At 71.0% G+C, this 10956-nt stretch carries 10 protein-coding genes; 6 read left to right on the top strand and 4 right to left on the bottom strand.

The window, feature by feature from the left end; genetic code table 11:
* The 4 genes from VGT06_07515 to VGT06_07500 form a co-directional block, all read left to right on the top strand.
* On the top strand, window positions 1-1188 hold a 1188-nt coding region (locus VGT06_07515; GenBank protein ID HEV8662968.1), incomplete at its 5' end, for an Nramp family divalent metal transporter.
* A gap of 139 nt (window positions 1189-1327) precedes the next feature.
* Entirely contained in the window at window positions 1328-3616 is a 2289-nt protein-coding gene (locus VGT06_07510; GenBank protein HEV8662967.1) for a heavy metal translocating P-type ATPase, read from the top strand.
* A 155-nt stretch (window positions 3617-3771) separates the two neighbouring features.
* Window positions 3772-4794, top strand: a complete 1023-nt coding sequence (locus VGT06_07505) for an OmpA family protein (protein ID HEV8662966.1) — start codon at window positions 3772-3774, stop codon at window positions 4792-4794.
* Window positions 4791-5447 carry a hypothetical protein gene (locus VGT06_07500; protein ID HEV8662965.1) on the top strand — a complete coding sequence of 219 codons (657 nt, stop codon included), beginning with the start codon at window positions 4791-4793 and terminating at the stop codon, window positions 5445-5447. The genes VGT06_07505 and VGT06_07500 overlap by 4 nt, the downstream gene beginning before the upstream one ends.
* 89 nt (window positions 5448-5536) lie before the next feature.
* Here the strand turns inward: VGT06_07500 and VGT06_07495 are convergent, their stop codons facing one another.
* Both VGT06_07495 and VGT06_07490 read right to left on the bottom strand, forming a co-directional pair.
* Window positions 5537-6481, bottom strand: a complete 945-nt coding sequence (locus tag VGT06_07495; protein HEV8662964.1) for a hypothetical protein — start codon at window positions 6479-6481, stop codon at window positions 5537-5539.
* A gap of 191 nt (window positions 6482-6672) precedes the next feature.
* On the bottom strand, window positions 6673-7950 hold the full coding sequence (locus VGT06_07490; protein ID HEV8662963.1) for an MFS transporter: 1278 nt from the start codon (window positions 7948-7950) through the stop codon (window positions 6673-6675).
* 135 nt (window positions 7951-8085) lie between these two features.
* Here VGT06_07490 and VGT06_07485 point away from each other — a divergent pair, with 135 nt between their 5' ends.
* Window positions 8086-8451: a hypothetical protein gene (locus VGT06_07485; protein ID HEV8662962.1), complete on the top strand. Its 366-nt coding sequence runs from the start codon at window positions 8086-8088 to the stop codon at window positions 8449-8451.
* Window positions 8452-8553: 102 nt separating this feature from the next.
* Window positions 8554-8697, top strand: coding sequence for a hypothetical protein (locus VGT06_07480; GenBank protein HEV8662961.1), 144 nt, complete (start codon window positions 8554-8556; stop codon window positions 8695-8697).
* A 195-nt stretch (window positions 8698-8892) separates the two neighbouring features.
* Here the strand turns inward: VGT06_07480 and VGT06_07475 are convergent, their stop codons facing one another.
* Together VGT06_07475 and VGT06_07470 are read right to left on the bottom strand one after the other, a co-directional pair.
* Entirely contained in the window at window positions 8893-10338 is a 1446-nt protein-coding gene (locus tag VGT06_07475; GenBank protein ID HEV8662960.1) for a menaquinone biosynthesis decarboxylase, read from the bottom strand.
* Window positions 10339-10352: 14 nt separating this feature from the next.
* Window positions 10353-10956, bottom strand: a 604-nt coding sequence (locus tag VGT06_07470) for a zinc-binding dehydrogenase (GenBank protein HEV8662959.1), incomplete at its 5' end; no start/stop codon positions are given.

Raw genomic sequence — 10956 nt, 5'->3', positions numbered from 1 at the left:
CCCGCCTTCGTCGCCTCGGTGGCCTACCTGGACCCCGGGAACTTTGCCACGAATATCCAGGGCGGCGCCAAGTTCGGCTACCTGCTCCTCTGGGTAGTCGTGGCCAGCAATCTGATGGCCATGCTGGTCCAGGCCCTGTCGGCCAAGCTCGGCATCGCCACCGGGCGGAACCTGGCCGAGCTCTGTCGCGAGGAGTTTCCCCGACCGATCGTCTGGGGGATGTGGGTCCTGATGGAGGGGGTGGCGATGGCGACCGACCTGGCCGAGTTCCTCGGGGCCGCCCTCGGGTTCAACCTCCTCCTGGGCCTTCCGCTGCTGCCGGCCGGGCTCCTGACGGCGGCCACGACATTCGCCATGCTCTCCCTTCAGCGGCGCGGCTTCCGGCCCCTGGAGGGGGTCATCGGCGCCCTGGTCGGGGTCATTGCCGTCGCCTACGTCATCGAGACCCTTCTGGAGCGTCCCGCCTGGGGGGAGCTTGCCTTTCACGCCGTCGTGCCCCAGTTCAGCGGGACCGAGAGCGTGCTCCTGGCGACGGGGATCCTGGGGGCGACGGTCATGCCCCATGCGGTTTTCCTCCACTCCGCCCTGACCCAGCATCGGATCGTGGCCCGCACCCCGGACCACCTCCGGCGGCTCTTCCGCTTCGAGTGCGTGGACGTGGCCATCGCCCTGGGCGTCGCCGGCCTCGTCAACGGGGCCATGCTGGTCATGGCCGCCTCGACCTTCTTCGCCCGGGGGCTCACCGACGTCGGGACCATCGAGGAAGCCCACCGGACCCTCACCCCGCTCCTGGGCGCCGCGTCGAGTTGGGTGTTCGCCGTCTCCCTCCTGGCCTCGGGGCTCTCCTCCTCCGCGGTCGGCACCATGGCTGGGCAGGTCATCATGCAGGGGTTCCTCCACCGGCGGATCCCGCTCTGGCTGCGCCGGCTGGTGACGATGCTGCCCGCGCTCGTGGTCATCGCGATCGGCCTTGAGCCGACCCGGACCCTCGTCCTCAGCCAGGTCGTCCTCAGTTTCGGCCTTCCCTTCGCCCTCCTCCCCCTCGTGTGGTTCACGGCGCGGCGCGACCTGATGGGACTCCTGGTCAACCGGCGGGGGACGACGGTGCTGGCGGCCGCCGTGACGGCACTGGTCGTCACCCTGAACGGCCTTCTGCTCGGCCAGGTGCTCTTCGGTTGGGGAGGGTAAGCCGCCCGTTCGGGCCCCGGTGGCGGGCGTTTTGGGTTGAGTGTCCCCCGTCCCCCTGCTACAAATGAGAGACGTGAAGCGACGCAGGTCGCGGGGAGCGCAGATGGCCGAGGGGAGTCGAGGGCGGGCGGGAGCAACGGTGAGCCGGGGCGCCCTGGCCCGCGATCCGGCACGGTGCGCCGACCTTCTGGCGGAGGCCCTGACCAGCTACCGGGGGCTGCGGGCGGTGGAAGTGGACTGGGCGCGGGGCACGATCACGCTGCGGTTCGAGCCCGACCGCCTCTCGCCGCGATCGGCTGAGCGTCTGGCCGCCCGGTTGGGGCGGGAGTTCGGCCGCCGCCTCAGCGCGCGGAACCTTGCGGCGGCGGCCTCGGACTCTCCCGAGGTGGGGAACATCCTCCGGGCGGAGCTCCGGGCCCGGACGGGGGAGCCGGGGCTTGTCCTGGCGCTGGACGCGAAGCAGCTCCGCCTGGCCTACGGGGAGGGGGAGGCGGGGCTGGCCGAGGTCCGTCGGCCCCTCTCCGCGGCTGCCGAGACCTCCGCCGGAGAGGTCTGGCGGCGGCGGATTCCCGCCCTCCGCTCGGGCGCCTGCCTCCTGTTTCTGCTGGCGGGGGTGGGGGCCTCCTGGCTCGCCCTCCCGCTGGCCGTGACCCGCGCCCTGTACGGCCTCGCCTATCTCAGCGGCGGCCTCGTCGAGGCCCGGAACGCCATTCGGTCCCTCCGGAGCGGCGTCTTCGACGTCAACGGCCTCATGGTGGCCGCCGCGATCGGCGCCGCCGCGATCGGGCAGTGGGCCGAGGGGGCCGTCCTCCTCTTCCTCTTCTCCCTGAGCAACGCGCTGGAATCCTACGCCATGGACCGGACCCGGCAGGCCCTGCGGGCGTTGATTGCCCTGCGGCCGGCCGAGGCGACGGTCCTCAGGCAGGGGAAGGCGGTCCGGGTTGCGGTGGAGGATCTGGCGGTCGGGGATCGGATCCTGGTGAAGCCCGGGGAGCGGATCCCCGCCGACGGTGTCGTCCTGGACGGCCACTCGGCCGTGGACCAGTCTCCCATCACCGGCGAGTCGGTCCCGGTCGCGAAGGGGATCGGGTCGGGAGTGTTCGCCGGGACCATCAACGGGCAGGGAACCCTGGAGATCCGGGTCGCCAAGCCCCACGCGGAGACCACGCTGGCCAAGGTGATCCAGCTCGTGGAGGAGGCGCAGGCCAGCCGTGCCCCGGCCCAGCGGATCATCGACCGGTTCGGCAACGCGTACGCGGTCGGGGTGGCGACTGCGGCGGTGCTCATGGCCGTGCTGCCCGTCCTGGCCTTCGACGTGCCGCCGGCCGCCGCCATCTACCGGGCGATCACGCTGCTGGTGGTGGGCTCCCCCTGCGCCCTGGTCATCTCCACCCCCGCCTCGGTCCTCTCGGCGATTGCCAATGCGGCCCGGCAGGGGGTCCTCTTCAAAGGGGGGGCCTACCTGGAGGCGCTGGGGCGGGTCCGAGTGGTGGCCCTCGACAAGACCGGGACGCTCACCCGAGGCATCCCCGTCGTCACCGATATCCTGCCGGCCGACGGCACCTCCCCGCAGGAAGTCCTCGGCCTGGCCGCGGCGGTGGAGGGACGCTCCGAGCACCTCCTGGGCCAGGCGGTGGTGACGGAGGCCCGGCGGCGGGGGATCGTGCCGGCCGAGGCGGCGGACCTGCAGGCGGTCGTGGGGCGCGGCGTGCTGGCCCGGGTGAACGGCCGGGTGGTGGCGGTCGGAAACCAGGCGTTCCTGGGCGAACGCGAGATCCCGGTTCCGGCTCCCCTCCGCGCGGCGGCGGAGCGGTTGCAGGTTGGGGGGAAGACGGTCATCTTCGTCGCCGATGGAGGCACGCGCGGCCTCATTGCGGTGGCCGACCAGGTGCGGTCCGAGGCTCCCGCCGTCATCCGCCGGCTGAAAGACCTCGGCGTCACGACGACCGTGATGCTGACGGGGGATAACCCGCGCGTGGCCCAAGCGGTGGCGGCCGCGACGGGCGTGGATGAGGTGTACGCCGAGCTGTTGCCGGAAGCGAAGGCGGAGGTGGTGGTGGCCCTGCGGCAGCGGTACCAGGACGTGGCGATGGTGGGGGATGGGGTGAACGACGCCCCCGCCCTGGCCCGGGCCACCGTGGGGGTGGCGATGGGCGCCGCCGGGTCCGATGTGGCCCTCGAGACGGCCGACGTCATCCTCATGGGGGATGACCTGACCAGGCTTGCCTACGCGCTTGCCCTGAGTCAGCAGGCCCGCCGGGTCATCTGGCAGAACCTGGGGCTCTCGGGGGTCATCATCGTTTCCCTGGTCCTCTCCGCCGTTCTCGGGGTGATCAGTCTGCCGGTCGGGGTCGTGGGCCACGAAGGGAACACCCTCCTGGTCGTGGCCAACGGGCTGCGCCTTCTCCGGTTCCGTCCCGCCGCCTGACGGGGGCCTCCCCGATGCCTGACATGGATTTTCTTCCCGGGATCGGCTAGAGTGTCCTCGCCGTGGAGGCTCCCGCGGCGCTTCATTCCAGGAGGTCGGTCATGATCTGGATGCCAATCATGGAGCACAGGGGTGCCCCCAGAGGATTGGGAAGGGTGGCCGCGGCGGGACTGGCCCTGCTCCTCGTCGCCGGCTGTGCCCCGCAGTCGGAGCTGACGGCGCGGGAGCAGGCACTCGAGCTGACCCGCCGCCAGCTCACCCGGGCCGAAGACGAGGGGAAGGCCCTGGCCCGGCGCGTCGAGGCGCTGGAGCGGGCCGTCGCCGATCTCACCGCCGCCCGCACCCAGCTCGAGGGACAGCGCGCCGAGCTCTCGGCGACGGTGGAAAAGATGCAGGGCGAGAACCGGGAGCTGCACCAGGCGCTTCGGGCGCGGGCCGACGAGCAGGCGAAGCGGATGTCGGAACTCATCGACCGGAACCGGGGCCTGGAGGTGGAGGGGGCCCGCCTCGGCCTGCTGGCGGAACAGCGCCAGCAACAGGTGCGGGACCTGCAGGGGGAGCTCCAGCGCGCCCAGGAGGCCCGGGCGGCGGTGGAGCGCGAGGTGGGGCGGCTCAAGACCGGCGTGGAGCAGCACCAGGCGGAGGTGGCCCGCCTCGCCCAGATCACCCGCGAGAAGGAGGCGGAGCTCGCGAAGCTCACCGCCACCTACGATAACCTGGTGAAAGACCTCAAGAAGGAGATCGAGGCCGGGGAGATCCAGGTCACGCAGTACCGGGACCTCCTCACCGTGAACCTGGTGGACAAGATCCTCTTCGACTCCGGGCGGACCGAGATCAAGCCTCGCGGCCTCGAGGTCCTGCAGCGGGTCGGGGACATCCTGAAGGGGGTAGAGGGGAAGGAGATCCGGATCGAGGGGCACACCGACAACGTCCCGATCGGCGCTGCGCTGGCCCAGCGGTTCCCGACGAACTGGGAGCTCTCGACGGCCCGGGCGACGACCGTGGCTCGCTTCCTTCAGGAGCGGGTGGGGATCGTGGCGGAGAAGATCTCGGCGGCCGGCTACTCGCAGTTCCGCCCCGTGGCCAGCAACGACACCGAGGAGGGGCGCCGGCTGAACCGGCGGATCGAGATCGTCCTTGCCCCCCTCCCGGTGGGCCAGCAGGGGGCGCGGCCATGAGGCGGGTCGGGTGGGGAGGGGCCGTCCTGGCGGGTGGCCTGCTCCTGGTGCTGGCCGCCTGCGGCGGCCCGCGGACCTACCTCATCGGCCTCCAGTACCGACCCGCGGCGCCTCCGGAGGCGCAGGCCGGCCCGCTCCCCAGTGTCGCCGTCAACTTCTTCGCCGATGTCCGGGAGCGTCCGGACCGGGTGAAGATCGGGACCCTCACCAATCCACAGGGGGAGACCGACACCCTCATCCCGGCGCGCCTGGGGGTGGACGAGGTCGTCACCCAGGCGATCGCCGATGCCCTGGCCAAGCGCGGCCACCCGGTCAAGCAGATCCAGGGCTGGGATCTCACGCTGGCGGGAGCCCATCCGGCCTGGGGGGATGTCCTGGTCGGGGGGCAAATCCAGGAGTTCTGGATCACCGGGGAACGCGCCCTCGTGAACACGAGGACCGCGGCGGCCGTCCGACTGAAGATCGTGGTCGTCGCCTCCCGCACACGGGAGGTCCTCTGGGAGGGGACGCTCAGTACCTCCGCCGAGTCCACCGAGGTGCTTTTCCCGGAGGAGCAGGTGGCAGCCACGGCCAGCAAGGCCCTCAGCCGCGCCCTGGACCTCTTCTTGGCGGACCCCCAGTTCCTGTCCCGGCTGAAGGCGGTAAGCCCGTAGCGCCACTGGAGAGCGAGCTTCGGCCGCTCATTCCGCCCGCTCCCCTCCACGGCGTTCGGCAGGGGGGCGGGCGGGATGCTTTTTGGGACTCAGCGGTCCGCGAGGCGGTCGCGGAGGGCGTCGAGGAGGACGGGAACCTGGACCATCCCCTTGTTCCGGAGGTGCTGGGCCAGCCAGGCGGCCTGGCCCACGTAGAAGGACCGCGGGCTGTAAAAGATGGCGACGAGGTCGGCGGCCACCAAGAGGAGGATGAGCACGAGCGCCCGGATCCGCCGCTTCGCGCTCGGGAGCTGGCGGGCCATGCCGGTCCGGTAGCGGGTCCAGGCGAACTTCATCCGGAGCCAGGGGTTCCGGCGCAGCCCCGGGTAGCGGGCCACCTTGAAGGCGTCGTAGGCGGTCAGCACGCGGGCGAGCCCCAGGAGCGGGATGGCCGCCGCGGCCCAGAGGAGGGCCCTCTCGAGAACCGCGCGGTTCTCCGGCCGCTCTAGGCTCTCGAACCCCGAGTAGGCCGCCAGGAGCGTGAGCCAGGCGAGCCCCTCCAGCAGGACCAGGGCCTGGAAGGCGGCCCCCTTCCGGGGCTGCCCGTTCAGGTACTGGCCCCAGCCGGGCACGGCGAGGGAGCAGAGGGCCGCAGTCGCCTCGCGCTCCTTCCCGGTAAACGGTTCCAGCGCGCGGCGGTCGGCCTCCTGATAGGCCTGGAGCGTCCCCCACACCCAGCCGGCCGCCCCCCACAGGAAGAGGAGCGCGAAGAGGGCCGGGATGGTGGTATCGAAGCGGAACTGGAGATCGAGCCACCACGCCACGCGAGACCAGGAGGTCGCGGCGGCGGCGAGGACCCCGAAGAAGAAGATCTGGAGGAGGAAGAGCCAGTTGGCGGTCGTCCGCTGCCCGTTGTAGAGCTGGCCGCCTCCCCACAGGAAGAGGGAGAGGGTTGCGGCCCGGGCCGGGTCGCGGAGCGGCCCGACGGCCCGGGGCAGCCTCTGCGACGGAGTCTCGAGTGAATCGCCCAGGACGTAGACTTTAGTGTCAGCCATTGTGGTCGTCCCGATGGGTGCCGGCCGGGGGCGTTTGCAAGCAGCAGGCCTCGGGCGTCGTGCCGACGGCCCTCCTCCCGCCGGGTCGGCTCCGTGCAGCAACACCTTGAATCTGCGCGATGATCGCCGGGTTCGTGGGGTCCACCAGCGCCTGCAGGACCTCGCCTCCGACTCCCTGGTTATGATCGCGGTTACTTTTTGTAACCGGGAGTCCCTGCGGGCTCCGCGGGTGATGTCCGGAGCGCCCCGGCCTCCCGGATGGAGAACGCGGCGAGGCACGTCCCCACCATGATGACCAGGCAGAGGCTGAAGGCTTTGAGGTAGGCCGCCAGGGGATAGACCCTGGCGCCCGCAACCATCGCTCCCTCCCAGCCCGAGTCCAGCACGGCCCCCAGGACGATCTGGAGAACGGCCGCCCCGAAGAACCCGCCCCCGTTCACCAGCCCGGTCGCGACCCCCGTCGTCTCCGGCGGGCTCAACTCCTTGGCGCAGGCGAGGCACAGCAGCAGCCCGGCGGAGGTGAGGCCGAGCCCGGCCATCAGGGCCGCGAGAGCGGGCCCGGGCCGGAGGGGGGCGCTCGCGAGCAGGACGGCCCACAGGGTGGTGTGGGCCACGGCGGAGAGGAGGATGGGGCGGCGCCGCTCCCGCATCACCCGGTCGGAGAGGAGGCCCAGGAGTGGGCCCCCAAACATGAAGCCGAGGGCGCCGAAGGAGAGGTAGAACCCCGCTGCGGTCGCGGAGACCCCGGAAGTCTGGGTGAGAAACGGGACACCCCACACGACGAAGAAGGCGAAGAAGGCCATGTCGAAGCCCATCTTCGTGGCGAGGGGGAGCCAGATCCTCCCATCGCGCAGGAGGGCGGCGGCCGCGGGCCGGAGGGCTGGCGGTGCCGTGCCCGGCTGGGCCGGCGCCAGGACCGGGCGGTCCCGGACGACGAGGAGCAGGCCCCCTCCCACCAGGGCGGTGAGAATCCCCACGGTGGTAAAGCCTGCCCGCCAGCCGACGGCAGCGACCAGGATGGCGAAGGGGCCGCCGGCCAGGAAGCCTCCGAGATTCCCCAGCATTGCGGTGAGGCCAGTCATGGTGGCGAAGGCCCGGGGCGGGAACCACTCGGTGATCAGCTTGAGCGTGTTCACGAGAACCGGGGCGACCCCGAGGCCGACGAGGGCGCGTCCCGCATAGGCCATCGGCAGGGTGGGCGCGGCCGCGAACAGGAAGGCCCCCGCCGTCATCAGGAGGGCCGAGGCCGTGAGGGTGCGGCGGGGTCCCCAGGTATCCGCGAGGATCCCCGAGGGGATCTGGAGGAGGCCGTACAGATAGAAATAGATGGACGCCAGTCCCCCCAGCCCGACCGCCGCCGTGGCGAAGGTGGCCATGAGGTCGGTGGCGATGACGCCCAGGGCGAACCGGTGGAAGGTCACCAGCAGGAACAGGAGCGTCGCCGCTCCCCAGGCCGCCCACCGCCGCATCGTCCCTCCCGCGGAAAACGGCAGCGATTATACCAGCGGGGCAGGCGCGGGGAAGCGGACGTTGACACGCGAGGGCACGTCCCGTAGGATGCCGCGCGCCGATCGCGGCGGGAGCCGGGGGAAGCCGTGGACCTGATGGCGAGCTGGGTCTGGAAGCACTACGAGGAGTATGTGCGGAAGCACCTGGCCCGGCACGGGAGGCGGGACCCGTCCCCGGAGGAGCTGCGGGCGACCCTGGAGGCGATCTGGCGGGAATCCTCGGCCACGCTCCTGGTCCAGGAGCCCTGGATGGGGACCATCCGGTTCAAGGCGCTGGCGCGGCTCAAGGGCGAGGCGGCCGAGGAGCTCCTCGCGGATCCGATGGCCTACATCCATAGCCGGTACGGCGGGGGGAAGTTCAAGGTGAACTTCCACCACGGCATGCACTTCGTGGGGACCCGGAACTTCAAACCGGAGGGCGAGCCCCGGTGGCCCGACCTGCCCGAGCTCCCGGAGGAATAGGGTGGCGCGCCTTCGGTTTCTCGCTTGACCCGATCGGGCGCTTCTGAGAGGGTCGCGTGCGAGGAGCACCGCATGCCCTTGCCGCCCGGAGAACTGCGGAGGATGCAGGACGAGGAACGGCGCCGCGGTGCCGCCCACCGTCGGCTCCGGTGGGCCCGGCGGCGGCGCATCGCGCTGTGGCTCCTCGGCGGGGCCGGCCTCCTCGCCCTCCTCGTGCTCGGCGCCCGGGCCGCCGGCCTGGCCTAACACCAACGACAGAATCAGCGTGACAACGTCCGGGTCCTGTCGCCGGCGCCGCCCCGGCCCCCGGCCCCTCTGGGGAACCCTCCCGTGGTTCCCCCCATCGGCCCAAGGCCGATGGGACCCCCCTCCGCTACGGGGGCCGGGGGGCGGCATCCGGCGCCGCCCGGACCTTTTGTCACACGATCTCTCTCGTTTGTACTAGCCGATCCCGTACTCGTTCCAGCGCCGATCCACCAGCGCCTTCACTTCCGGGCTCATCACGATCTCGTCCGGCCAGTCCCGCGTGAACCCCTCGCTCCGCCACTTGCGCGTCGCGTCCACCCCCATCTTGCTCCCGTAGAGGGGGAGCCGGCTCGCGTGGTCGAGCGTCTCCACCGGGCCGTGGACGAACTCGATGTCCCGCTCCGGGTCGATGTGGTTCAGGGCCTTCCAGGTGACCTCCGAGGGGTCGTGGAGGTTCACGTCGTGGTCCACGACGACGATGACCTTGGTGAACATCGCCTGCCCCAGCCCCCAGAGGGCATGCATGACCTTCCGGGCGTGCCCCGGGTACTGCTTCCGGATGCTGACGAGCATCAGGTTGTGGAAGATGCCCTCGAAGGGCATGTGGTAGTCCACCACCTCCGGGAGCTGCTTCTGGAGGAGCGGGAGGAAGATCCGCTCGATGGCGTAGGCCATGTGGCAGTCCTCCATCGGCGGCCGCCCGACGATGATGGTCTGGTAGATGGGATTGCGGCGGTGGGTGATGGCCGTCAGGTGGAAGACCGGGTACTCGTCCGCCAGGGAGTAGAAGCCGGTGTGGTCGCCGAAGGGTCCCTCGGTCCGGAGCTCGGCAGGGTCCACGTACCCCTCGAGCACGATCTCGGCCGTCGCCGGGACCTCCAGGGCGATCGTCTCGCAGGGGACCAGGGGGACCGGCTCCTTCCGGAGGAAGCCGGCGATCAGGAGCTCGTCGATCCCCTCGGGCGCCGGGACGGTCCCCGAGAAGGTGGTGATCGGGTCGGCCCCCAGCACCGCCGCCACCTCGATCCGCTCCCCGCGGGCCTTGGCCTTGCGGTAGTGGCCGGCGCCCCCCTTGTGGGCGTGCCAGTGCATCGCCGTCGTCTTCCCGTCGAAGACCTGCATCCGGTAGGTGCCCACGTTCCGGATGCCGGTCTCCGGGTCCTTGGTGATCACGAGGGGGAAGGTGATGTAGCGGCCGGCGTCCTGGGGCCAGCACTGGATGATCGGGAGGAAATCCAGCGACGCGTCGGCCGTCCGGACCACCTCCTTGCACGGGCCATCCTTCACGGACTTGGGGAAGAAGGAGGCCAGGTCCCGGAGCTTCGGCAGCATCTTGAGTTTATCCAGGAGCCCCTGGGGCGCCTTCGTCTCGAGCAACCCCTCCAGCGCTTCCGCCACCTCCCCGATCGCCTTGACCCCCAACGCGAGGCACATCCGCTCGGGCGACCCGAAGGCATTGATGAGGAGCGGCACCGTCGAGCCCTGCACCTGCTCGAACAGGAGGGCCGGGCCTCCCCGCTTGCTGAGCCGGTCCGTGATCTCGGCGACCTCCAGGATGGGATCCACCGGGACCCGGACGCGCCGCAGCTGGCCGGCCTCCTCGAGGGCGGCCATGAACTCCCGCAGATCCCGGAACGCCATGCTCCCCTCCCCCCTCAGAAGGTAATGGCCGCCCGGGTGACCTTGCCCTGGTCCGCCATCTGGAAGGCCTCGTTGATCTGGGCCAGAGGGAACTTGTGGGAGAGGACGTTCGCCCAGGGGTACTTCGTCCGGGTTCGGGCGATGAGGCGCAGCGCCTCGCGCAGATGGTCGGCCTCGTAGTAGACCATCCCGTAGACGGTCTTGTTCCCGAAGATGAGCAGGGAGGGGTCCAGGTCGAAGGTGAGGCCCGGGTTGATGTTCCCGATTTCGAGGTACCGGCCCGTCCGCCCTAACATCCGCAGCCCCTCGGTGCAGACCCGCGGGTGGCCGACCAGCTCAGCGACCACATCCGCTCCCCAGCCATTGGTCAGCTCCTGGACCTTCTTGATCCGCTCTTCTGGCGTGCGGACCTCGCGAAGGTCCAGGAGGACGTCGGCTCCAAAGGCCTTGGCTAGGGCCAGGCGCTCCGGAATCCCGTCGATCACGATGACCAGCCCGGCCCCCATCTCCTTGGCCACGGCGCAGGCGTAGACCCCCAGCCCGCCCGCCCCCTGGACCACCACGCTCTCCCCCAGGCGAAGCCCCGCAAGCTGCAACCCCCCCACGACCTGGGCGAGG

It is taken from the genome of Candidatus Methylomirabilis sp., assembly GCA_036000645.1.
Lineage (GTDB): Bacteria > Methylomirabilota > Methylomirabilia > Methylomirabilales > JACPAU01 > JACPAU01.
Note: the sequence above shows the minus strand (reverse complement) of the source record. Positions and strands in the feature narration are given on the sequence as shown.